This window comes from Ruegeria sp. N11 (genome assembly GCF_056531525.1).
Map to the genome: position 1 here is coordinate 16,326 of NZ_JBQFLX010000022.1, position 23,300 is coordinate 39,625.

Sequence of the window (23,300 nt, forward strand, 5' to 3'; positions counted from 1 at the left end):
TGTAGATTTGTAGGTCTTTTATTTTCGGCCCGGGTGTTGGGTACTGGGTTTTAAAATGGTGTAGCAGTATGAAGATTGCGATTTTTGGCCTGGGGTATGTGGGGTTCACGGCAGCCTGCTGTCTGGCCCGCGAAGGGCATGAGGTGGTCGGCGTCGATGTGAATGCCGACAAGGTTTCCGAAATCAACGCCGGGCAGCCTCCGATCAAGGAACCCAAGGTGGCCGATCTGCTGACGGATGCGCTTGGCCGGAACCTGATCCGCGCGGTGGTTGAAATGCCGGACCTGTCCGATGTCGATCTGGCCATCGTCTGTGTCGGCACGCCCAGCTCGACCGACGGCTCGCACAACATGAATTTCGTGGCCGAGGTGACACGCCAGATCGCCAGGGCCGTCTCGCCCGACCGCGCGCGGCCCCTGACGGTGGCCTATCGCTCCACCTTCCGTCCCGGTACCGTCCGCCAGCTGATCGAGCCGATTTTCCGCAGCACTCTGGGCGACAGGACCGCGCAGGCGGTCGAGATCGTCTATAACCCGGAATTCCTGCGCGAGGCGTCAGCGGTGGATGATTTCTTCAGCCCGCCCAAGATCGTTGTCGGCACAAGTGACGGCGGCCGGTCCGAAGTGATGGATGAGATGCACGAAGGTCTGGATGCGCCGGTTTTCTACACCGCCTATGAAGAGGCCGAGATCACCAAGTTCGTCGACAACACCTGGCACGCGACCAAGGTGGCCTTTGCCAACGAGGTTGGCCGCATCTGCCAGCAGATGGGGGTTTCGGCGAAGACCATGCACGAGATTTTCGTCTCGGACACCAAGCTGAACATCTCGGCCTATTACACGCGGCCCGGGGGGGCGTTTGGGGGGTCCTGCCTGCCCAAGGACGTCCGCGCGCTGCAGCATATCGCGGGCGAGGTGGGCGCGCATACGCATCTGATCGACAGCCTGCTGCGCACCAACGAGGCGCACAAGACCCATCAGGTGCAGAACATCATGGCACGGTTGCCCGAAGGGGGCCGGGTCCTGATGGCGGGGCTGGCCTTCAAGGCCGAGACCGACGATCTGCGTGAAAGCCCGAATGTCGACATCGCCCGCCGGCTGCTGCAGGGGGGGTATCAGTTGTCGGTCTACGACCCCGCCATCAGGCCCGCCGATCTGCGCGGTCAGAACCTGGGCTATACCTTTACCCACCTGCCGACGGTGGGCAGCCTGCTGGTCGATCGCGCCACAGCCGAGGCCGGGCCATGGGACCTGGTGATCGGCTCGAACCGGATCATCAACGAGCTGAACCTGGGTGATACAGAGGTGGTGCGAACCTATGAATATGACTAGCCCCCCGCCCGCCGTTCAGCCGGTTTCGTTCGAGGAGCTGCGCCAGAGCCAGCCTCTGAAAGGGCTGAAGGTTCTGATCGTGGTCGAGAACCTGCCGGTGCCCTTCGACCGCCGTGTCTGGATGGAGGCGCGCACGCTGGCCGCCGCAGGCGCACTGGTCTCGGTCATCTGTCCCACCGGCAAGGGGCATGAGGAACGTGTGTGGGAAGACGAGGGCATCAAGGTCTATCGTCACCCGCTGCCGTTGGATGCCAGTGGCGCGCTGGGGTATCTGCTGGAATATGGCGCGGCGCTGTTCTGGGAAAGCTGGCTGGCGCTGAAGATCAAGTTCACCCGTGGGTTTCACGTCATCCATGGCTGCAACCCGCCCGATCTGATCTTTCTGGTGGCGCTGCCCTTCAAGCTGTTTGGCGTGCGCTATCTGTTCGATCACCACGACATCAACCCCGAGCTGTATGAGGCCAAGTTCAACAAGCGCGGGTTCTTCTGGAAGCTGATGAAGACGTTCGAGCGGCTGACTTTTGCCTCGGCCCGGGTGTCGATTGCCACCAATGAAAGCTATCGCAAGATTGCCATCGAACGCGGCGGCATGGCGCCCGAGGATGTCTTTGTCGTCCGTTCCGGCCCCGACCTCAGCCGGTTGCAGCACCTGCCGCCGAACCCCGCCTGGCGCAATGGTCGGAAGTATATGGTGGGTTATGTCGGTGTGATGGGGGATCAGGAAGGTATCGACCTGCTGCTGGAATCTGTGGCGCATCTGGTGCAGGTGCAGGGCCGCGACGATATCCAGTTCTGCCTTGTCGGCGGTGGCCCCAGCCTTGAGAAGCTGCAACAGCAATCGGTCGATATGGGCCTGTCGGACTACGTCACCTTCACTGGCCGGGCCCCGGACCATGATCTGTTCGAGATCCTGTCGACCGCCGATGTCTGCGTGAACCCGGACCGGGTGAACGAGATGAACGACAAGTCCACCATGAACAAGATCCTCGAATACATGGCGTTCGAAAAGCCCATCGTTCAGTTCGACGTGACCGAAGGGCGGTTCTCGGCGCAGGAGGCTTCGCTTTATGCAAAGGCCAACGATCCGGTGGATATGGCGGACAGGATCGCCGAATTGCTGGCGGATGATGAACGGCGGGCCGTCATGGGCCGCTATGGCCGCGCCCGGGTCGAATCCGAGATGGCCTGGCCGCATCAGGTGCCCGCGCTGATCGCGGCCTACAAGCGGATCTGGAAGGGTTAGGCACGCGCTGCGCCTACTTTGCGACCTGTTTTGTCTTGACCGGTTTCGGTGGCTTTTTGCGATGGCGCAATTTCATCGCCGGTGCTTCAATTAGGTGCCAGGACAGCATTGCGCATATCAGGGTGAAGGGCAGGGAAAGGGCGATGTTGATGGCAGGTGTTGTCACACCAGATTGTGCCACTAACTGCTGGATCGGAAATGCATAGATATAGACGCCATAGGAGTAATCGCCCAGCCGATTGTATACCAAAAGCCGAGGAGTTTGGGCGTAACCGAAAAAGAACACTGCATAAGACAGGAAAATCGCAAATACGGGTAGGAAGAGGGGTGTGAACCAGGCGGCAACTATTATGGCTGTTGCTCCTGCTAGTATTGTCCAGGACAATGGTATGCTGTGACGAAAGACATAGAAGGTCATCCCGGTCAGAAACGGCAACCCCAGACGCGCGAGCTGTTCGATGCGCGGGTTCAGCTCGAAGACCATCGTTGCAGAATAGGCGCACAGAAAGACAAATGTCAGCCCGGAAAAGACTTTGCGGGTTCTAAGCAGGCCAAGTATTCCGCAGAGGAAAACACCGGTGTAGCAGGTGACCTCGTATGACAGCGACCAGAGCGAGCCGTTGATCCCGCTGCCGCCGGGGTTGTCAACGAAGACGCCGGGCAAAGTGTATTTCAGGTTGAACAGCAGAATGTTTCGAATGAAGTATTCGCCGGTTGCAGCCCAGTAGACGGAAGGGGCCGCTTCGGTCAGCCAAAGCCCGGCAACCAGAATGGTAACAACTAGTACTGTGGCAAGCGCGGGAAACAGGCGCAGGGCCCGCGCGGTCAGAAACGACTTGGTTGAGGGCGTCCGGTCAAAGCTGCGTGTGATGAAAAAACCCGAGATAGCAAAGAAAATCCAGACGCATACGGTGCCCAGAGCCACTCCATGCAGCAAAACCTCTAATGGCTGGATAGCACCGGCTCCCCAACTCAGAGGATAGGCATGGGACACCAACACCCCGGCTGCGGCAAGGATGCGGATCAGGTTGAAATTGTTGTCGCGCCCGCCTGATCGGTCAGCAATGAACTCAGCCGTTTGCCCGGGGGCGGTGCACATAAATTCTGCTTTCATCTACAGTTTTCCTAGGCTGGCCCTATTCTGAACCGGGAATGCGGCTATTGCGAGGCACTGCGCTGATACAATGTCCATGGTGCGCTTGCGGCAAGGATATTGAAACCCTGAACCGGCATACGGAAGGAGTCCACCGAACAGACGACAACAGTGTCTGCTTTTGCCTCCGCCAGAACAGCCAATACGGAGGGCACGAGGGGATCGGTCTCTGCGTTGATCTGCTGAGTGGCCGCCATTACGTTTCCGAGCGCGCCGATGATGCGAATGGGTTGCTGGGTGGGGTTTGAGAAAGTGGGAATTGCCGTGCCGTTGAAGACCATCAAAAACGGCAGGGGCATGCAGCTAGAGGCGACGGCCCCGGGGTCTTCTGTCCCCTCAAGATAGATGCCGGCCCCCAAGGCACCTGTGTCATGGAGGGCCATCGCGTCCAGATAGGCTGAATAAACCTTGCCATCCTGATACCAGCTAACGCTCAGTACCAGATTGCGCACCAGCAGCAGCGCGGCAACCGCCATGAGTGTCGCCTGCCGATTCGACGCTTTGACTTCGGGGTTCAGAGAAAGACTTGCGGCTAGAAGTGCTAGTAACAAAAGCGGGATACGTTCGCTGAGATGTCCGACCCCGAAAAGGTTTGGTGGAAGGATCAGGGCCAGAACCATGCAGAATGCGCAGGCAAGTTTCATGCGCCGGTCAATCTTCCAGACACTGAACAGCAAGCCGCAGATCAGCATGCCCCATAAGACGATGCCAAGGCCATAATCTGCGATGCGCCAGGTGGTTTCCGCGACACGCAAAATACCGTCGATTCTAAGAGAAATCTCTGTGCTCAGACGCTCTGCCAGAGTTCCTTTTTCAGCATGTGCCAGAAGGTTGGTAATCGGTGTTGTGACACCGCCGCCTGCCGTCTTTGTCTTCAAAAACAGCAATACCGGTGCGACGCTGATCAGTAGCAGCCGCCCGGCTCTGCGCATGACTGCCGGTAAAGTTGTCTGCCCTGCCTGATGGGCCAGCGACAGCTCAACCGCGCCAAGCAAAAGCCCCCAAAGGGCAAAGGCCAGGCCATGAATAAAAAACAGGATCAGCCCCAGACCGGCCGCGCCAGTTAACTGACGAGTGGGCCGGTCTTGCGTTGCGACCCAGTATCCGATTGCGCCCAAAAGAACGCCCAGCCCAAGTAGGAAATTCGAAAACCCCCAGATCAGAATGTGGTTATAGGCTACCAGACCGGCCAGCAATACGTTCAATGCCGTGATCCTGCCATGCAGGACATGTGCAAGGTAAAGTACTCCGGAAAAAGGGGCTGCAATGATCAGGCCAGCGATCAGCTTGGCACCAAGCAGCGGCTCGAACACTGTCATGATTCCGACGCCCAGAATGTCGAGGCCGAGATTGGGCAACAGTTTCCAGGCGGCCTCATAGTTCTGTTGCAGTGCGCTCCAATCCGACAGATGTGCAAGGATGTAATATCTGGCAATATGCGCGTAGAAATCCGTCAGCGGCAAGACGGGTGTCAGTAAAAGTGGGATAAGGCTGACCAGCACGACCAGCACCAATGTCGAACGCAGGCAACAGCCCTGCGGGGCGGTTTCCAGATCCTTTGCAGGCTCATTTTTTTCCTGTAACAGAATTTGGGTCATCGTGTCAGTTCATTGTATTCTATTCGGTGCGCATCGGCAGTTTTGGTGTCGCCTGCCGTTGGTCAGCCGCACAGGGCTGGTCGAAATATTGGGTAACGGTCGGAGATCGGGGTTTCCTTAGGTGTGAACACGAGAATTTCGGTTAATATGGTTGCGATGATCCATGTTTTAGAACGGCACGAATTGCGGCAGCCGGTTCAGACTGGGTTTCATGAACCGCTGCAGGCGCGCGTCGGCCTCGGCCTCGGTTTCGCCGGGTTGAATCGGGGTCACAAAACGCACCAGCGCGCCATCGGTGCGCCCCATGGTAAAGCCGTCCTGAACCACACTCATCTTGGCGCGGAAATCGTTGACCATGCGTTTGCCGCGCTGTTCGAACCAGTAATAGACCAGCTGCTTTGAGAGCTCTTTCTGGATCACCGCGCGGTTGACGGTGAAGCTGCCATAGGGCGTGTCGCCCGGGTTGATCTCATAAGGCTCAAGGCTGAAGATTTCCCAGCCGCCCACCGGCAGGCAGACCTCGGGCGAATGGATGCCGTCTCCATCGGTCTGCTTGTTGTAGAAGGCCACGAACATGTTCACGAAATCACCCGATCCGCTGTCGATATAAGTGGCATGGAGATAGTCGCTGGCACCCAGCGTCCGTTCGACATTGGGATCAAGGCTGGTGGTCGAGCCGGACCACTCGCCCAGCTGGCGCGGATAAAGAACAAAGGGATCCCGCTCGATCGGTTTTACTTCCGAGGCGGGCCGCAGGGTCCATGCGGTCGAAACCGCAAGCGTCAGAAGGGCGGCGATGGCCAGTGCCACCGAGGCGCGGATGCCCAAAACCCGCAATGCGACGGTGCCCAGCCCCTGGGTGTCCAGATCGATTGTGTCTGCAAAGGGCTGCGGGTTCGGGGCCAGACGCTGTAGCCCGATGGCCATCAGGAACAGAATGGCCACGCACAGCAGGAAGATGATCCAGCCTTCGAAGAAATGCATGAACCCTTCGGCCTGCTCGATGCCGTGCTGATTGACCAGAACGCCAATCACGCCGATGCGGACCGAGTTCATCAGCACGGTCAATGGCGCGGCTGACACCAGCAGAACCACCTTGTGCCAGATCGGGCCACGATAAAGCAGTGCAAAGAGGTACGAGAAGCTGAGGATCGGGAACAGGTAGCGCAGTCCGGAACAGGCCTCGGCCACCTGCAGCTTGTAGACGCCCAGATCGATGATGTTGCCTTCGATAAAGACCGAAACGCCCGCCAGTTGCACGAACCAGACGCCAAGCTCGGACGAGATCCATTGCAGGAAGATCGTGAGCTTCCAATAGACGAACTGCGGCAGGGGCAGCATGAACACCAGATGCAGCACAGGCAGCTGATGATATTTGCCCCGCTGCCAGCCGAACACGGTCAGCATGACGCCCCCGGTCCAGATGATCATGGCATAGGTGACGATATCGGGGATGCGGGCCAGATTGCCCAGAACGGCGATGATCAGTGCGGCTGCGATCACCAGCACACCGGGCCAGCGGTCATGAACAACCGGATTGGGTGGCGGCATATCCCGCAATTCGCGCAGGAACAGATACAGCGAAATGATCGGGATCAGAGGGCCATGGCTGTATTCCGGGGTGCTCCACGCGGCCCCCAGCGAGACGATCCCGATCCAGAAGATGGGCATTGATCCAAGCAGCAACAGGGCAAACCAGAACAGCCCGGCAGAGCTTATGGCCGGCAGTCTGCCCCGGGCCGCCTCAAGGAGATTGCCGCGGCTGTCTTTCGAATCGAAACGATGCATCACAGATTATCATGCATAATAAAACATGCCCCGAAATCATGACGGCCCGGGCTCCCGCGATTTTGATCCGGAGCCGAAACAATAAGTGATAGCCGGCGCCTTTGTTGACGGTGTGACCCCGGCCCAGGAAATCAGGGTCTGAGGGTGAACCGCCGCCCAAGTGTCAGGAAGACCGAATTCGAGGTCGCCTTAAAGCCGTTCTGGTCGTCCATCTCGTATTGATAACCCAGATTGACCGCCCAGTCCCTTGAGATCGCGCGCGTATAGGAGGCATTGAACGTGCCGCGCTGTCTTGGATTGGCCGAACCCGTCCCTTCGTCTTCCTGATCAATGAAATTGACGCTGAAAGACAGGCCGGATACCGGGTTGATGAAATAGTCATAGGTCAGGAAAGCCAGGGTTTGCCGGGTTTCCACACTTTGTGTGCTGGTGCCGACCCGGCGCTGGATCGTTGCGGCAATCCGGGAGCTGGCCAACAGATAGCTGTAGTCGATCTGACCGATCGGCGTCACCTCGTCAAACGGCCCCCGGGTGGCGCCGACATTGAAAGCAAATACTCTGTTGCCTTGCTGGTAGGCTCGGCCGAATGTGGCATTCGTTCGAGAGCCATTCACGCCGAATGTCTGATCAAGAAAAATATCCGCGGTTCCGTCTGGCAGTATCTTGTTCCAGCCGAAACTCCAGACATAATCTTCCGTCACATCGCTTATGTTGGTTGCGCGTTGTGTGTCGTCAACCTGGCTGTAACCGACATTTGCACTGACACTGGTGATGGGCGAAATATTATATGTTGCGCCAACCGATACGACGGTTGTCTGCCGGTCGGTCCGGACGTTATCTTCAGCCACAAAATCCCTGTAATCAAGGGTCAGGTTCCCCTGTAAAGTTGGAGAAAACCGAAACAGTGCCGCGGCCGTATAGTTGTCGGACCTGTTGTCGAACAGGTTCGGGTCGATTGTGTTCGTATAGCTGCGTTCGCGGTGATCATAGGTGAAACGGAATCCCAGGGGATCGGTCAGACCGGTCTCCCAATCCAGATTCCCGCGTGTGTTGACCTGATCGCCGATGGTACCAATGACGTCAGAGGCATCGATGACACCGTCCAGGTTGGTATCCGTCAGTGAGCGGTTGAAGGCCAGATCCCTCTCGCGGTATTCAGCCTGCAGGCCAAGCCGGCTGTTGGCGCGGGTCCGCTGATAGACCAGCCGTGCGAGTGGATCCGAAAAACTGGATTCCGTTCCGATGATCGGTTCATTGGCAATCCGGTACAATCCCGACAGATCGAATCTCAGCGTTGAATCCGAAGTCTGGTTCAGGACCCCCAGCGCCAATGTGTTTTCCCACCAAGTGGTGGATCCAAGCGACGGATCGGTCAGGCGCAGGTTGTCGTCATGCCTGAGCGAGGACAGGTAATCCAGTGTGACGGTCAGGCCGGCTCCGGTGCCGGTCTGCTGACCCGCTGCCGGCAGGCCAACCTGCCGCGCGGGGTTTCTCAGCGCCTGCTGTGAAATAAGCTGCTGGCTGGGCGATTGCTGTGCAAGTGTCGAAGCGACCGTCGACTGTTGCGCGGTCGTTTGCAGCGTCGAGGCCTGAGTCTGCTGCGTTGTTGTTTGTTGCGTCGTTTGCTGTGTCGAGGCCTGTTGCCCGACCGCTGGTGTAAGTGAAATTATAAGAGCCGTCCCGCCCCCCAGCATGGTGGACAGCCTGAATTTCGATTTCCCCACCTGTATCAGCCCCTATTCGAACAAGCGGCGTGATGGCACGACAACAACGTCTCCGGGTCTAAGCACTGTATTGCCTTTGATACCACTGCCCGAGCCATTGTAGTTATAAGTATACTTGTTCATCACGCCTGTTTTACTGTCAGCCCGACGCAATTCGATGCGTTTGCGAGCCGCGAAATTGGTCAGGCCACCGGCCTGCGCCAAAACCTGAAGAATGGTTGTGCCTTCGGTCGCCAGATGCTTTCCGGGTATGTTGACTTCACCCATGATGAAAACATCAATGGTCGGTCCGGATGCGGCCAACCCACCCTGCAACAGTGGAGGAGGCGCCAGCGACGCGATCGAGACAAAGACGGTTGGCGGCGCGTTGAAATTCGAAGACAGCGCCGATGCAAGAGACGAACTGAGGCCGCTGGTCGATTGACCGGCTGCCCGAAGCGAGCCGGCAAGCGGGAAATTGATGGAACCATCCGGGAGCACCAGAACGGTTCGGTTCAGCGTCGGATCTTCGAGAACTTCAACCTGCAGCGCATCGCCCGGCTGGATCTGGTACGAGCCCTGCGCCCATGCCCCGGCCGCCACAATCATGGCGGCGATGAAAGCGATCAATGGTCCTGTTACTGTCCGCATATTCAAATCTCTCGTTTTTTTCTTTTATGCCTGTTCGTGGGGCCTGAAACAATCCTTTACGCGTCCGACGGTCATGAGATGCGGCAGAAATGCTGCGGAATCGATCATTGCCCCGCTGTATTCGCAATGTTGAGCCGATCAATTTCCACATCCAGCCCCGGGGTCACATCCAAGGCGGCTCCAGTTGCTTGAGCGGCCCTGAACGTGCGCAGGGCATCGTCAGTCCGGCCCGCGGCCGCATAGGCTTTGCCCAGATGGTACAGGACCACCGGATGATCGGACATGGCCCGCATTGCGGGTTCGAGATATGAGATCGCTTCTTCATAATTGCCCAACCGGTATGCAACCCAGCCATAAGTGTCCTGAAAAGCGGGAACGCGTGTGCCGCGTAGTCGCCGGGCTAGCCTCTGCGCCTGTTGCAGGCTTACTTCGTCATTGCGATGGGTGGTCAGAAGGCTGGCCAGATTGTTGGCCACGACATCCGAGCGGTTGCTGAGTGGATACAGTTTTTCATAGACCGTAATCGCCTGATCTAGTTCGCCCGCACGTTCATGCTCTGTGGCCTGAAGCATCAGGAAATCTGGGTTTTCCGGTAAGACCTCCAGCGCTTCTTTTAGAACGATGCGCGCCCGTTCCGGCCGGTTTCGTTCCTGCTGAAGCAGGAACAGCGCCAGCCAGACCCGGTCTGTTTCGGGGTGGTCGCTCAGGATTGCGCGATAGAGTTGCTCGGCCTCGTCAAACCGGCCTTCGCTGGTCAGCGCGCGGGCTTTGACAAGCCGCAGGATCAATGAGTTGGGATCTTCCTGCAGCAGGTTGTCCAGATGTTCATTTGCCCCTGCGATATCATCCTGGGTCAGCATCAGCCTGACCAGCGCAATATCGGCGTGCAGACCAAATTCGGGATCATTCGCCAACTCACTCAGGAAGTCTGCCAGCTCATCCGTCCGCCTCTGCGAGGCCAGCATCTGTGCCTTCAACTCCTTGGCTTGCCGCAACGCGCCGGCATCGTTCAGGCCGTGAGCCGCGGCCAGGACCGTATCCAGCCGGCTCCAGTCCTGCATGTTCAGATAGACCTGCCCCAATTGGATCAGCAGCCCTGGGTTGTCGGGGTTCTGGCGCAAAGCCTCAATCAGAATGCTTTCGGCAATTTTCAGATCGTCGCCTTGAATGAGAAACTCGGAATATCTCAGCGTTTCGTCCGGCGCGCTCTGCGAGACCTCGACCGCAAGTGCCAACATTTCCCCCATCAATTGCCGGTCGCCATTGCGTTCATGCGCCCGCGCCATGAGCAACATCAACTGCGGATCCTGGGGGGCTGCGCTCAGGGCCTCGCGCAAAAGCAGAATTGCGTCGCCGATATGATCCTCTTCTATCAGCAAAGCCGACTTGAATTTTGCCGCATCCGTCTGCGTCGGATCTTCGGTCAGCACTTTCTCGATCAGGGTGCGCGCGTCTTCTGGCCGATCGACCGCATATAGCATGCGGGCGTATTCTACTTCGTTCTCGCGGGTTTGGGTGGTGCGCGGCGCATCTTCAAGCAAGTCCTGCATCTCGGCGATTGCCACCTGCGTATCTCCTGACAGAAATTTCAGCGAGGCACGCATGGTCTTGAAACGAGAGACATCGGGCCCATCTGAGGCAATGATCGCGTCCAGTTCGGAAATGGCTGCATCAATCTCGCGATGTTCGCTCAGGAACGCAACAAGCCTTTGAACCTCATCCGAATTATCGGAACTGTTATCTATGTCATCCCGCAAAATCTGTTCCGCGGCGTCCAGATTTTTCTGTGCGACATGATGCTCGAACAGCATTCGAACAACACTCGTATCCTCGGGGAAAATGCCCATCATCTGTCTGAGTTGTGCCTCGATCTCGGCTGGTTGGCCCAGCTCCTGCAACACCCGGAGCCGGATCACATACAGGTTGGCCTCTTCGGGCGAGAAAGTCAGGGCGGTATCGACCTGCTCCAGCAGTTCATTCCACTGCTGTGTACGCAACAAATGATCGACGAAAATCTGTCTGGCCGTGAGCAATTCCGGATGGGTCTCCAATATGACCCGGGCGTTGAGGATGGCTGCGTCAGCCGTCCTCATGTCTCCGGCCTGAACTGCGTTGGTATAGGCCAGCGTGTTGTTCATGGCCCGGATTTCGACATCCTCAGGCGCAAGAGCGGATGCCCGCCCCAAATGGCGTCGCAGATCTTGCCAATTCCCCAGCCGCAAAGCCATTTCCGATAGCGCACGATGCCCTTCCAGATTGTCGGGGTATTGCTCGACTAAAAGCAAGTACTGGCTGTACGCAGCGGGAATATTGCCGCGTTCGCGTTCCAGCCGGGCGAATGTCAGGCGAGCTTCCTTGTGCTTGCCGTTCAGTTTGAAGACATTTTTAAATTCGATCAGCGCGCGCTCCACATCCCCTTGTTCCAGATGTGCCATACCGGCCTTAAAATGCGCCTCGGCACGCTCTTCGGCCGAGTCGCACGCGCTTAGAAACAGGGATAGAGCCAAAAAGACAACCGCCAGGCAATTGCCTCTCGAGAATCCGGTTTTTTGCAGCATTGCCATTCCTGCCACTCTCATTGAGCCCAGCGACGAAAGATTGCGTACTTGGCTCGATTAAACCCAGCAGTAAACCCTAGCGTCAACAGCCTGTGCCGCGCAGAACGACCGAAACCGTTCGCATCAGGATCGAAAGATCGGAGTAAAAAGACATGTTTTTCCAGTATTCGGCGTCGTGATGGGCCCGCTCGGCGAACGATGAATTGTTGCGCTTGGAAACCTGCCACTGCCCCGTGATGCCGGGCAGCATCGAATAATACTGTTTGCCGGGATACAGTTCCTGCTGGTTCACCATCATCGGGCGGGGGCCGACCATGGACATCTCGCCGATAAGCACGTTCCAGAACTGCGGCAGTTCATCCATCGAGGATTTCCGCAGGTAAGTGCCGAATTTGATGATGCGCGGGTCATTGCGCAGTTTCTGGTTCCGGTTCCACTCCTCGCGCGCCGCAGGATCGTTGGCGAGGTGCTTTTTCAGCACCGCCTCGGCATCCTGGACCATCGTGCGCAGTTTGAGCAGCCTGAACACCTTGCCGTTCCGGCCAACCCGTTCCTGCCAGTAAAACGGTGCAACCCCCTGGCAGGCCAGGAAGATCGCGAGAAAAAGAATCAGCGGCACGGCAAAGGGCGCGGTCAGCAGCACGAACGCGATGTCAAAAATGCGCTTGCCCGTGCTTCTGTAGAACCCCGGACTATTTGTCGGGGCCGACATAACTGCAATATTGTGGTAGCCCGCGCCAGCGTTGGCCACCTCTTTCGAATGACTTGTCACTATTTAAACCCCCAGCACACACGAATACCCAAGAACCACCTACACAACTCAGGAACTAACTACGCTCGACCTCAACTTATATACAAAAAACTTTATATTTTTATGTCGGTTGCGGTTTCGCCTTCACACACTGCATCAGGCAGACACCCGCAACCAAGTGTTAACAAATTCCAGTCAGCTTGCAAAACATTAATCTCGCGCATCAGCTCCCCTTGCCGTGCGATCATAAGTGGCTGAAAGGGGCATCCGGTGCCAGAATTTTTCTGCAATCCGGCGCACAGAGTTGAAGATTTGTTTACCAACGCTGAACAATGCGAAGGTTTGAGGGGTTTTGGTCTGGAATCGGGTCAATCAGAGGTCGCGGAACGGCTCAGATCATCAGTTTGCAGGGGGCTGCCGCGCCGTTTGTTTTGAGCAGGTTTTCAAGGGTTTCAGGGAAACAATCGCCCTATATGTGACGAATTGGATCAGTAGGTGGGTTAATTTACGGCAAGTAGGTATTAGTGGTGCCCCCTGTCTTGATTTTGTGGCAGGGTAAGAGCCAAGTATTATTTGTTCATGTGATTATGTGTGTTGCGTAAAGGTTTGCCGGTGGTTCAGAGTGCGTATTGGAATGTTCTCCAGGGGGGCCGTATTAGTTTTGACAAGGCAGAAGGCAACCGTGGTGCAATGGCGTCCAGCGATGGATTTTATCTAGATTTCTTCGGGCTTGACCGGCGGCCGTTCACGTTGCTTCCGGACCCGGGATTCATGTATTGGTCGCCCCTGCACAAACGGGGCTACTCGATCCTGCAGTTCGGCGTCATGAGCTGTGCGCCCATTACCGTGCTGACCGGAGAGATCGGTGCCGGCAAAACAACGCTGGTCCAGCATCTGCTCAGCGAAATGGAGCAATCCATCACGGTCGGGCTGATCTCGAATGCGCAGGGCGGCCGGGGAGAGTTGCTGCAATGGGTGCTGCACGCGCTGGGGCTGCCGATCGAGGAAAACACGACCTATGTGCAGATGTTCCGCGAGATACAGGACTTCCTGGTCTCGGAATATGCCGAAGGGCGGCGCGTGGTTCTGATCTTCGACGAAGCGCAGAACCTGACGGTCGAAGGGCTGGAAGAGATACGCATGCTGACCAATATCAATGCAAACACGGATGAGCTGATCCAGCTTGTGCTGGTCGGGCAGCCCGAGTTGCGCGATATGGTTCTGGACCCCAAGATGCGACAGCTGACACAGCGGGTGGCGGCCAGTTTTCATCTGGAGCGCATGGATCAAGCCTCGGTCGAGCGCTATATCAGGCACAGGATGAAGATTGCCAGCGGGTCAGGCGAGGAATTCACGGAAGAAGCGTGCAGGATCGTTTTTGAACAGACCCGCGGCGTCCCGCGTCTTGTGAACCAGTTCTGTGATTTCGCCTTGCTTTATGCCTGGACCAATGAAACGGACAAGGTGAGCGAAGACGTAGTCAATCAGGTGATCCAGGACGGTGTTTTCTTTGGTGGCAATTCGCTTGAGAAGGAGCTGACAGTCTGAGATGGGCATGGTTCGTTATTACTTTTCCATATTTTTGAGGCGGCTTCCCTACTTCCTCATCGTGGTTATTATTGTTTCGGCGGCTTCGATCTCCATCGCTCTGAATTTGCCTCCGACCTATGTGTCGCAGATGCGGTTGATCGTTGAATCGCCGCAGATCCCAGGCAATCTTGCGTCCAGTACCGTGAACACCACAGCTGGCGAACAGCTGCAGATCATCGAACAGCGCCTGCTGACGCGCCCAGTTCTTCTGGATATCGCGCGAAAGCACAAGGTTTTGGAAAATCAGGGCGAGGCAAGCCCAGACCAGATAGTCGATGTCATGCGTTTGAATACGCGTGTGGGCATCAGTGCCGGCCAGAACCAGGCCAGCCTGATGACGATCACCTTTGATGCGCGATCCGGGCAGATCGCCGCCGGGGTACTGAACGAATATTTGACAGAGATTCAAAAGCTAGACGTATCCTATCGCAAGAACCGCGCGTCGGATACGCTCAGTTTCTTCGAGAACGAAGTTGATCGGCTGGGCAAAGAGCTGGATATGCGCAGCGCCCGGATTCTCGAGTTCAAAAGGGAAAACTCGGGCGCCTTGCCCAGCAGCCTGCAGTTCCGGCTGGCGCAGCAGGGGGCGTTGCAGACCAACCTTGAACAGATGGATCAGCAAATTTTCTCGCTCAAGGGTCAGCGTGAGAATCTGTTGGAAATCTACGGTTCCACCGGTCAGATTGTCGGCGTTGCGCAGCAGAACAAGACGCAATCTCAGGTACAGCTGGATCAATTGCGCAACCAGCTCGATACGCAGCGGGCGATCTATTCCGAAACCAATCCGCAGATCAAAATCCTGCGCGCCCGGATTGCCAAGCTGGAGGAAACAGTGGCTGCGGAACAGGCCACCAACGTGGCGTCTACCAATCCGCAGACGGGCAACTCGGCGCTTGATCTTCAACTGGCCCAGCTCGACAGCCAGATCGAGGCGCTGGAGGACCAAAAGGTCCTGTTGCAGGAGCGTCTGACGAAGCTGACGCTGACAATTGACCAGACACCCGCCAATGCGATCGCCCAGGACGAATTGCAGCGCGATCACGACAATATCCAGTCGCAGTATAACAGTGCTGTGAACCGCCTGGCGGCCGCCTCGACCGGGGAACGGATCGAAGTGACGTCCCAGGGTCAGCGCATTTCCGTGATCGAATACCCGGCGGTCCCAAGCTCTCCGGCCAAGCCCAATCGCATGGTAGTGGCTGGCGGAGGCGTCTTTTTCGGTATTGCTTTGGGTCTGGGGCTTATCGTTCTTCTGGAGCTTTTGAACCGCTCTGTGCGCCGCCCCGAAGACCTGATTAACAAACTGGAGGTCTGGCCGATTGCTGCCATTCCCTATGTCCGATCCCGTGGCGAGGTGATCCGGGTTCGCATGGTCTGGTCAGTGGCTATTCTGGCCATTCTGGCCGGTGTGCCAGCGCTGGTCTGGGCTGTGCACACCTATTATCTGCCCCTGGACCTGATTAGCGAAAGGGTGATGGACAAATTGGAGGTTTATTGGTGATTTTTACTCCTGACAATTGGGGGAGGGTGTAATGGATCGTCTTCAGGTGGCCATTCAGAAAGCCCGCAAAGAGCGTGCAAGTCGCCAGAGCGAGCCCCCGCTCGTATTGTCTGAAGGACCGCAATCAATTGCGCCGGAACCGGCAGTTGCACCGTATGAAATCTGGCGGTCCCTGCCAGAGATGAGCATCGAGCCGTCTCTGATAAAGCGCAAACGCCTGATTTCATTTCGCGGCGGCCCTTCGGCTACGCCCTATGACATGTTGCGTACAAAAATGATGCAACAGATTTTGTCCAAGGGCTGGCGCCGTGTGGCGCTGACGTCCCCTTATAGCGGGTGCGGGAAAAGTACCGCCGCCGCCAACTTGGCTTTCAGTCTGGGACGGCAGGACGACTTGCGCACGATTGTGATTGATCTGGACATGCGCCGCAGGGGGCTGGTCGACATTCTGAAGCAGACCGGCGGCCACAGTATGTCGGATGTATTTCAAGGAAATGTGCTCTTTCGTGATCACGCGCGCCGCTATGGGGATAACGTGATATTCGGGCTGAATTATACCGCGACCCGCAATTCGGCAGAGATCTTGCAAAGCCGCCGCACAATCGAAGTGCTGGAACAGATCGAGGAAGAATTCAAACCCGATCTCATCCTGTTTGATACCCCGCCACTATTGGTGAGTGACGACAGTCACGGATTTCTCAAGAACGTCGATTGCGCCTTGTTGCTGGCTGCAGCCGAGGAAACTAGCCTCGATCATATCGATGTGGCCGAGCGGCAACTGGCAGAGCTTACACAGGTTATGGGTATTGTTCTGAACAAGTGCCGCTATATCAGCGGAGCCTTTGGCAATGAACAAGGCTACTACTGAACAATCTCCGTCCGACGCGGTCATCATTCCACACTATAATGACATCCCAAGGCTTGAGCGCTGTTTACAGGCGCTCATGGCCAACGACACCTCGAATACGGAGATTGTTGTGGTGGATAATGCCTCTCCGGTCTCGCTGGACGGCATATGTAACGCTTTCCCCCGGGTACGGTTTGTGATTGAGAAGAAGAAGGGTGCAGCCCATGCGCGCAATCGTGGCGTGGTAGAAACCACCGCGCAGCGGCTGTTCTTTATCGATGCCGATTGTGTGCCAAGCTCTGATTGGCTGACGGTTGGCCGACAGGTCGCAGACCGGGCCGATCTAATCGGAGGGCGGGTGGATGTCTTTGACGAAACCCCCCCGCCGCGCAGCGGTGCCGAGGCGTTCGAGGCGATTTTCGCCTTCAACTTCCGCAGATATATTGAGGTTCAGGGATTTTCCGGCGCGGGAAATCTGCTGACCCGGCGCGATGTGTTCGACGCGATTGGCGGGTTTATCAACGGTGTGTCGGAAGATCGGGAATGGACCATGCGGGCGGTGTCGCGCGGGTATACTCTGATCTATGAAGACCGGCTCAAGGTCAGTCATCCGTCCCGGCAGGACTGGCCCGCGCTCAAGACCAAATGGCGGCGGACAACACAGGAAGCCTATCAGTTGAACGGCGACGGATTGGCCGCACGCCTGCGATGGGCGCTGCGCGGTCTGGCCATGCCCGCCAGTGCGGTGGTACATACGCCCAAAGTTCTGGCAAGCCGCAAGCTGGCATCATCGGGCGAAACCCTGAGGGCTGTCGTGATGCTGGTCCGGCTGAGGTGCACGCGCATGATCTGGATGCTGCGACAGGCGATCGGCGGTAAAATCTGATCTAGACACAAAGAAGGGGCCACGCTCCGGCCCCTTTTTTACCATAACATCCGTTATGACGCTTTGCTTATGTAGCCATCTTGCGGCGGCGCATCAGGCCCAACCCGCCAAGCGCGGTCAGAAGTAACAAACCTCCGGCAGGCAGTGGCACCGCAGCCACGTCAAAGTCAAAGCCGATCTTTCCGCCATTTGACGGAGTGACTGAAGACGCCCACGAGAACACAAGGGTTTGGTTCAGGCTGGTGCTTGCACTGCTGAAAATCGTTTTGATAGTCGTCTGGAAGCCGCTGCCCAGAAGTGCAGCAGTGGCAAATACATTGCCGGGGTTGGCGGTATCTACCCAGCTCATTGTCAGGCCGGTGAACAAGCCAAACACATTGATCGTAACCGATGCGTTTGCCGTCCCTCCCAGGGGATCAACGGTCGAAAAGAAATCCACAGAATAAGTGCCCGGGCCACCGGGGCTTGTAGCTTGGCCAATAAAAAGGCTGTCGGATGTAATGTCATAAGGCCCGCCAGTATCTGTAACCACTGTCAGGGCCTTGGCTGTTCCGGCGATACATATGCTGGCTGCCAATGCGAGTGCCATCGTCTTCAAGGTTCTAAACATCTATTCCCACCCTCGTAACTTACTAATCTGGTGCACCACAAAAAGGTTGTCTTCGACGGCACCCGTTGAGACTGACTTAACGATTACATGCTTATTACTTTAACGCGAGCGTTTTTTCAGAAAATATGGTTTTTTTATGTCCACTTAGGCGATTTTGACACCTCAATCCCCCGCTAGTTCAAGCATTGTTTCCCATTTGCGAACCAATCTTCGAATGCGCTCGTCAGCCTACTGCCTGATTCTTGCTGCGATCGGACATAGGCTCCGGGCGCAGTCGTGACGACAGATCCCGGCTTCTGACCTGCTCGCTCTCGTTTTAGGAATCCAATGGGTTTGGGGCAGATTCTTTTGTCGCGCCGGGAACAATTTCGGCCTGATCGCCAAATTGTTCCGCTCTTCACGAGCGGCAGGTTCCTAGGACTGCACCCTGCCGGGGCAAATCAAAAAACCCATAAAGCTTTTAAGTTTGCCCTTCGTCGCTCAAAAATTTTCGTGTAGCCTAAATCAAGATGTACATACTGAGTACAGGCACTCAACTTTGCAGCCGAATTCTGTATTTATTCGTTTGTAGTGTCTGGACATTTTTAGAAAACCGATACGCGTTGATGCCGGTCGGACTTAACTGCAGAGAACGCTGATGAACGCGCCTGATTTTGATCCCAACGACATGCATCTCGACGCAAAACGGATCCTGGTGACAGGCGGGGCCGGGTTTCTGGGCTCGCACCTTTGCGCCACCCTGCTGGAGCGCGGGTACGAGGTTTTATGTGTCGACAACTTCTTTACCGGGCGGCGCGGGAACCTGCGTCATCTTCTGAGCAATCCCCGGTTCGAGGTCATGCGCCACGATGTGACCTTCCCGCTCTATGTCGAGGTGGACGAGATCTATAATCTGGCCTGTCCCGCCTCGCCGTTTCATTACCAGCACGATCCGGTGCAGACGACCAAGACGGCCGTGCATGGCGCGATCAACATGCTGGGGCTGGCCAAGCGGGTGGGTGCGCGCATCCTGCAGGCCTCGACCTCGGAAGTGTATGGCGATCCGCAAGTCCATCCGCAGACCGAGGATTATGTGGGTCACGTCAATCCGATCGGGCCGCGCTCATGTTATGACGAGGGCAAGCGCTGCGCCGAAACGCTGTTCTTTGACTACAACCGGCAGCACGGCCTGCCGATCAAGGTGGCGCGGATCTTCAACACATACGGGCCTAACATGCACCCCGATGACGGGCGCGTGGTGTCCAATTTCATCATGCAGGCGCTGGCGGGTGAACCGATCACCATCTACGGCGACGGCAGCCAGACCCGGTCCTTCTGTTTCGTCTCGGATCTGATCGACGGGCTGATAAAGCTGATGGAATCGCCCAAGGACGTGACCGGGCCGATCAACCTGGGCAACCCGGTCGAACTGAGCATCCTCGAACTCGCCGAATCCGTGATCCGCCTGACCGGCTCGAAATCGGAACTGGTCCAGCGCCAGTTGCCGCAGGACGACCCTATCCAGCGCCAGCCGGATATCGCCCGCGCTAGGGAACAGTTGAACTGGGTGCCGAAGGTCGCGCTTGAGGATGGGTTGAAGGCCACGATCACTTATTTTCAGCACACTGCAATGGCGGCGGAGAAACCTGCAGAACGGATATGACCCTATCGGTTACCTCTGATAAATCGTCTTGGAGGGCTGGCGCAGCCCTGCTGTTGATCGCGGCGATACTCGCCTGTGTGTCGGCACTGCTGATCAATGGGGGACCGCTCTATTATTTTGACACTGGCAGCTATATCCGGCAGGGCAGTGTCGCTCTGAACACGATCCTACCGCCGGCAAACGAAGGCAGCGTATCCGGCGGAAGCTATGCTGCCGACGAGGATAACACAGCCACCGGATCCCGGTCGCTGATTTATGGCCTCATCATGGCGTCGTTCTTCCGTGCCAATGTCTTATACGCTGTTCCGGTCCTGCACCTTCTGGCCACTTTGTTGGTGGCGTGGATGCTGGCGCGAACGGTCGGCCGATCCCTGGATGGTCTACAAAACACAGCTGCAATGATCTCGGTTCCGCTTCTGGCGGCCGCCTGCACCTCGTTGCCCTTTTATATTGCGTATATGATGCCGGACATTTTTGCGCCGGTTCTGCTGATCGTGATTGCGGTCCTGACAGCCTTTGGGCGAAAGATGCAAATCTGGGAGCTTTTGCTGATGTCCGGGCTGGCCCTGTTCTGCGTTCTTCTGCATCCGTCGCATCTGGCGATTGCGGGCTTGATGATCCCCTTTGTCATTGTGGTCGCGGCCTTTAGCAGGTTGTCGGGGCGCTGGCGCACAACCGTTCTGATGGTGGCCGTTGTTGCCCTCGCGGTTGCCGAGCGCAAAGCTTTTCAGGTCACGGTGGAAACTGCGACAAAGAAGGAGGTTGTCTATACCCCCCATATCACCGCCCGGCTTATCGTTGATGGGCCGGGCATGGATTATCTGAATGAGGTGTGCCCAAACACTGAGATCCCAACCTGCGCCCTGCATGAAGCGCTTTCCTGGTCTGACGACCCACGTCGGATGACACCGTCCCATATCATTTTCGAACGCTCCTCCCGCCTTGGTTCGTTCCGGTTGATGACACCCGAAGATCAGAAGTGGGTTGCCCTCGCGCAACGTGATTTTGCCAAATCGGTGTTTCTGTCCCATCCGGCCTCGACATCGTTGGCGCTGGCCAAGAACGGGTATAGGCAAATCCTGCGCTATAGCATCGTCATGACGATCCCGTCGGATGTGGAAGTGAGTAACGCCCGCCAACTGGCTCGTCTGAGTGACGCACAGCATGATCTGATCCAGAACGGGTTTTTGTCCGAGGACAGGACCTGGATTGAAAGCGCTGATATTCTGCACGGTATTATCTATGCCGCATCCTTCGCCTTTATCCTGATTATTCTGGTAAGGCCGCGCAGCGTGTCGTCGGATATCAAGCTGTTTGCGCTGTTCATCCTGATCGGAATTGCCGTCAATGCGCTGGTTTGCGGCGGTGTTTCACAACCCGCGGACCGCTATGGTGCGCGCGTGATGTGGCTGCTGCCCTTTACTGCGGCCTTTCTTCTTCTTGTTCAGCGGTCAGGACCGCCGCGCGCCACTGCCGGAGACCCCACGTGACTTCAGACCAATCCCTTTCCATCAGCGTGATCATGCCCGCCTACAATGCGGAACATCTGCTGCCCCGTGTCCTGCCCCCCCTGATCGGAATGTTGAACGCCGGCCAGGTGCAGGAGGTTCTGGTGGTGGATGACCAGTCCCCCGACGGCACCGCGGCGCTGGCCCGCGAAATGGGGGCGAGCGTTCTGACCACGCCGGTCAATGGCGGGCCGGGGGCGGCGCGCAATCTGGCCGCCGAACATGCCACGGGTGACATCCTGTGGTTCGTCGATTCCGATGTCATCGCCTGGCCGGACGGGGCCGAACATATCCGCAGCGCGATGTCCGAAGACAATGTCGGGGCGGTGTTTGGCTCATATGACGATGCGCCGGACGGGCAGGCCTGGTTTTCGCGCTACAAGAACCTGCTGCACCGCTATCACCATCAGCGCGCGCAGCGCGAGGCCCGCACCTTCTGGGCCGGCTGCGGCGCAATCCGCCGCGATGTGTTCAACGAGGTTGGCGGGTTTGATGTGAAAACCTACGAAGTCCCCTCGATCGAGGATATCGAACTGGGCTACCGGATCGCGGGAACCGGGCGGCGCATCCTTGTCGAGCCCCGGCTGCAGGGCAAGCACCTGAAAGTCTGGACCATGCGCAACAGCCTGAGCACCGATATCTTCTGCCGCGCCCTGCCCTGGTCGCGGCTGATGATTTCACGCGAGGGGCTGACCGATGATCTGAACACCTCGACCGCCGAACGGTTACGGGCCGGAATTGCGGGTATGTTGCTGCTGTCAATCCTGGCGCTGCCATTCTGGCCGGCGACGTGGCCCCTGCCCCTGCTGTTACTGGCAGCGGCCTTTGTCGCCAATTTCGATCTGGTGCGCGCCATGTCAGGGCATGGCGGGCCGTGGTTTGCGTTCAAATGCCTGCTGTATCATCAGGTTTACTACGTCTATTCTACCAGCGTCTATGTTTGGTGCCTGTTCGAGTATCATGTGCTGAGGCAAAAGCAGAAACTTCATGTCACACGCACTTGATGCCTTGTCCAAGCTGCGGCTGCCCGACTTTTTGATCATCGGTGCGGCGCGCGCAGGAACCACCGCGCTTTACAGCTATATGCGGCAGAACCCGAGCATCTTCATGCCCACCTCCAAGGAGCCGAATTTCTTCGCCTTTGAGGGCGAGACGCTGACCTATACCGGCCCCGGAGCAGATTACGTCAACAACTCGGTCACAGATGTCGAGGCCTATGGTGCTCTGTTCGCCGAAGCCCCGGAACACTCTGTCTGTGGCGAGGCGTCGCCGCTCTACCTTTACGCCCCCAAGGCGCCCGAACGGATTCACAGCCACATCCCAAAGGTGCGCATGGTAGTCATTTTGCGCAATCCGGTCGATCAGGCGATGTCGCATTACATGTATGCGGTGAAACAACGGATTGAGCCGCTGGAGGATTTCACCGCCGCGCTGGAGGCAGAAGAGGAAAGACTGGCCGCCGGGTGGCAACCCCTGTTCGGCTATTCCCGCTATCCGCTGTATGCGCAGCAACTGACTCGGTACTTCGACATGTTCGACCGGGATCAGTTCCTGATCCGCACGTACGAAGAGTTTCAGGCCGATCCACAGACTGTCATCGACGACATTACAGGTTTTGTGGGTGCAAAGCCCGGCTTCAGCCCGGATATGGCGGGGCGGGTCAATGCGGGTGGTGTTCCGCGTAGCCGCATCTTTCAGGATTTTCTGATGAAGCCAAACCCGATCACCGGGATGATCGCCCGTGTAATGCCGCTAGAGACCCGCCGCAGAATCCGGGATCGTCTGTCGGAAATGAACCTCAAACGCGATACGAACATGCCAGCTCGGGCACGTGAAATTCTGCAAGACCGGCTTGTCCCCGAAATCGAAAATCTTGAGCAACTTCTGGATCGCGACCTGAGCGCCTGGAAACACTGACGCTCAGATCCGCAGCAAGGCCG

General features: G+C 57.1%; 18 protein-coding genes. 10 read left to right on the plus strand and 8 right to left on the minus strand.

Annotated features, from left to right (window positions below; translation table 11 throughout):
* Positions 1-68: 68 nt before the first annotated feature.
* The gene (locus ACR0J8_RS19845) at positions 69-1,331 is read left to right on the plus strand and encodes a nucleotide sugar dehydrogenase (protein WP_170682279.1); all 1,263 of its coding nucleotides are present in this window, start codon (positions 69-71) and stop codon (positions 1,329-1,331) included.
* On the plus strand, positions 1,324-2,574 hold the full coding sequence (locus ACR0J8_RS19850) for a glycosyltransferase family 4 protein (protein WP_170817315.1): 1,251 nt from the start codon (positions 1,324-1,326) through the stop codon (positions 2,572-2,574). The genes ACR0J8_RS19845 and ACR0J8_RS19850 overlap by 8 nt, the downstream gene beginning before the upstream one ends.
* Positions 2,575-2,587: 13 nt before the next feature.
* Here the strand turns inward: ACR0J8_RS19850 and ACR0J8_RS19855 are convergent, their stop codons facing one another.
* From ACR0J8_RS19855 to ACR0J8_RS19885, 7 genes are all read right to left on the minus strand, one after another.
* Positions 2,588-3,688: an acyltransferase family protein gene (locus ACR0J8_RS19855; RefSeq protein WP_480891820.1), complete on the minus strand. Its 1,101-nt coding sequence runs from the start codon at positions 3,686-3,688 to the stop codon at positions 2,588-2,590.
* A gap of 44 nt (positions 3,689-3,732) precedes the next feature.
* Positions 3,733-5,325, minus strand: coding sequence for a hypothetical protein (locus tag ACR0J8_RS19860; protein ID WP_480891822.1), 1,593 nt, complete (start codon positions 5,323-5,325; stop codon positions 3,733-3,735).
* 168 nt (positions 5,326-5,493) lie between these two features.
* Positions 5,494-7,113: a VPLPA-CTERM-specific exosortase XrtD gene (gene xrtD, locus ACR0J8_RS19865; protein ID WP_480891825.1), complete on the minus strand. Its 1,620-nt coding sequence runs from the start codon at positions 7,111-7,113 to the stop codon at positions 5,494-5,496.
* A 131-nt stretch (positions 7,114-7,244) separates the two neighbouring features.
* On the minus strand, positions 7,245-8,837 hold the full coding sequence (locus ACR0J8_RS19870; protein ID WP_480891827.1) for a hypothetical protein: 1,593 nt from the start codon (positions 8,835-8,837) through the stop codon (positions 7,245-7,247).
* Between the two features lie 12 nt (positions 8,838-8,849).
* Positions 8,850-9,467, minus strand: a complete 618-nt coding sequence (locus ACR0J8_RS19875) for a polysaccharide biosynthesis/export family protein (protein ID WP_480891830.1) — start codon at positions 9,465-9,467, stop codon at positions 8,850-8,852.
* Positions 9,468-9,571: 104 nt separating this feature from the next.
* Positions 9,572-12,025 carry a tetratricopeptide repeat protein gene (locus ACR0J8_RS19880; RefSeq protein ID WP_480891833.1) on the minus strand — a complete coding sequence of 818 codons (2,454 nt, stop codon included), beginning with the start codon at positions 12,023-12,025 and terminating at the stop codon, positions 9,572-9,574.
* An 82-nt stretch (positions 12,026-12,107) separates the two neighbouring features.
* Positions 12,108-12,797 (minus strand): sugar transferase, encoded by a 690-nt coding sequence (locus ACR0J8_RS19885; protein ID WP_480891835.1) that lies wholly within the window; start codon positions 12,795-12,797, stop codon positions 12,108-12,110.
* 669 nt (positions 12,798-13,466) lie between these two features.
* Here ACR0J8_RS19885 and ACR0J8_RS19890 point away from each other — a divergent pair.
* From ACR0J8_RS19890 to ACR0J8_RS19905, 4 genes are all read left to right on the plus strand, one after another.
* Entirely contained in the window at positions 13,467-14,324 is an 858-nt protein-coding gene (locus tag ACR0J8_RS19890; protein ID WP_480891838.1) for an ExeA family protein, read from the plus strand.
* Positions 14,325-14,385: 61 nt separating this feature from the next.
* Positions 14,386-15,867 carry a GumC family protein gene (locus ACR0J8_RS19895; protein WP_480891841.1) on the plus strand — a complete coding sequence of 494 codons (1,482 nt, stop codon included), beginning with the start codon at positions 14,386-14,388 and terminating at the stop codon, positions 15,865-15,867.
* A gap of 31 nt (positions 15,868-15,898) precedes the next feature.
* Positions 15,899-16,735 carry a CpsD/CapB family tyrosine-protein kinase gene (locus tag ACR0J8_RS19900; RefSeq protein WP_480891843.1) on the plus strand — a complete coding sequence of 279 codons (837 nt, stop codon included), beginning with the start codon at positions 15,899-15,901 and terminating at the stop codon, positions 16,733-16,735.
* Positions 16,716-17,600: a glycosyltransferase family 2 protein gene (locus tag ACR0J8_RS19905; protein WP_480891847.1), complete on the plus strand. Its 885-nt coding sequence runs from the start codon at positions 16,716-16,718 to the stop codon at positions 17,598-17,600. Before ACR0J8_RS19900 ends, ACR0J8_RS19905 begins: the two co-directional genes overlap by 20 nt.
* A 67-nt stretch (positions 17,601-17,667) precedes the next feature.
* Here the strand turns inward: ACR0J8_RS19905 and ACR0J8_RS19910 are convergent, their stop codons facing one another.
* Complete coding sequence (locus ACR0J8_RS19910) at positions 17,668-18,210, minus strand: VPLPA-CTERM sorting domain-containing protein (RefSeq protein WP_480891850.1); 543 nt, start codon at positions 18,208-18,210, stop codon at positions 17,668-17,670.
* Positions 18,211-18,877: 667 nt separating this feature from the next.
* On the opposite strand from ACR0J8_RS19910, the gene ACR0J8_RS19915 reads away from it, so the two are divergent.
* Genes ACR0J8_RS19915 through ACR0J8_RS19930 form a run of 4 tightly spaced genes read left to right on the plus strand, consistent with a single transcriptional unit; the run spans position 18,878 to position 23,277 of the window.
* Complete coding sequence (locus ACR0J8_RS19915; protein ID WP_480891957.1) at positions 18,878-19,852, plus strand: UDP-glucuronic acid decarboxylase family protein; 975 nt, start codon at positions 18,878-18,880, stop codon at positions 19,850-19,852.
* Positions 19,849-21,342 (plus strand): hypothetical protein, encoded by a 1,494-nt coding sequence (locus ACR0J8_RS19920; RefSeq protein ID WP_480891853.1) that lies wholly within the window; start codon positions 19,849-19,851, stop codon positions 21,340-21,342. Before ACR0J8_RS19915 ends, ACR0J8_RS19920 begins: the two co-directional genes overlap by 4 nt.
* Positions 21,339-22,364: a glycosyltransferase family 2 protein gene (locus ACR0J8_RS19925; protein WP_480891856.1), complete on the plus strand. Its 1,026-nt coding sequence runs from the start codon at positions 21,339-21,341 to the stop codon at positions 22,362-22,364. The genes ACR0J8_RS19920 and ACR0J8_RS19925 overlap by 4 nt, the downstream gene beginning before the upstream one ends.
* Complete coding sequence (locus tag ACR0J8_RS19930; RefSeq protein ID WP_480891859.1) at positions 22,348-23,277, plus strand: sulfotransferase domain-containing protein; 930 nt, start codon at positions 22,348-22,350, stop codon at positions 23,275-23,277. Before ACR0J8_RS19925 ends, ACR0J8_RS19930 begins: the two co-directional genes overlap by 17 nt.
* Positions 23,278-23,300: the final 23 nt, after the last annotated feature.

Bases quoted from the DNA above. Each gene is read 5' to 3' on its own strand.
- ACR0J8_RS19860 (WP_480891822.1), bottom strand. From the start codon at position 5,325: ATGACCCAAATTCTGTTACAGGAAAAAAATGAGCCTGCAAAGGATCTG.
- ACR0J8_RS19875 (WP_480891830.1), bottom strand. From the start codon at position 9,467: ATGCGGACAGTAACAGGACCATTGATCGCTTTCATCGCCGCCATGATT.
- ACR0J8_RS19930 (WP_480891859.1), top strand. From the start codon at position 22,348: ATGTCACACGCACTTGATGCCTTGTCCAAGCTGCGGCTGCCCGACTTT.
- xrtD (WP_480891825.1), bottom strand. From the start codon at position 7,113: ATGCATCGTTTCGATTCGAAAGACAGCCGCGGCAATCTCCTTGAGGCG.
- ACR0J8_RS19905 (WP_480891847.1), top strand. From the start codon at position 16,716: ATGAACAAGGCTACTACTGAACAATCTCCGTCCGACGCGGTCATCATT.
- ACR0J8_RS19850 (WP_170817315.1), top strand. From the start codon at position 1,324: ATGACTAGCCCCCCGCCCGCCGTTCAGCCGGTTTCGTTCGAGGAGCTG.
- ACR0J8_RS19890 (WP_480891838.1), top strand. From the start codon at position 13,467: ATGGCGTCCAGCGATGGATTTTATCTAGATTTCTTCGGGCTTGACCGG.
- ACR0J8_RS19910 (WP_480891850.1), bottom strand. From the start codon at position 18,210: ATGTTTAGAACCTTGAAGACGATGGCACTCGCATTGGCAGCCAGCATA.
- ACR0J8_RS19880 (WP_480891833.1), bottom strand. From the start codon at position 12,025: ATGCTGCAAAAAACCGGATTCTCGAGAGGCAATTGCCTGGCGGTTGTC.
- ACR0J8_RS19915 (WP_480891957.1), top strand. From the start codon at position 18,878: ATGCATCTCGACGCAAAACGGATCCTGGTGACAGGCGGGGCCGGGTTT.
- ACR0J8_RS19920 (WP_480891853.1), top strand. From the start codon at position 19,849: ATGACCCTATCGGTTACCTCTGATAAATCGTCTTGGAGGGCTGGCGCA.
- ACR0J8_RS19855 (WP_480891820.1), bottom strand. From the start codon at position 3,688: ATGAAAGCAGAATTTATGTGCACCGCCCCCGGGCAAACGGCTGAGTTC.
- ACR0J8_RS19845 (WP_170682279.1), top strand. From the start codon at position 69: ATGAAGATTGCGATTTTTGGCCTGGGGTATGTGGGGTTCACGGCAGCC.
- ACR0J8_RS19900 (WP_480891843.1), top strand. From the start codon at position 15,899: ATGGATCGTCTTCAGGTGGCCATTCAGAAAGCCCGCAAAGAGCGTGCA.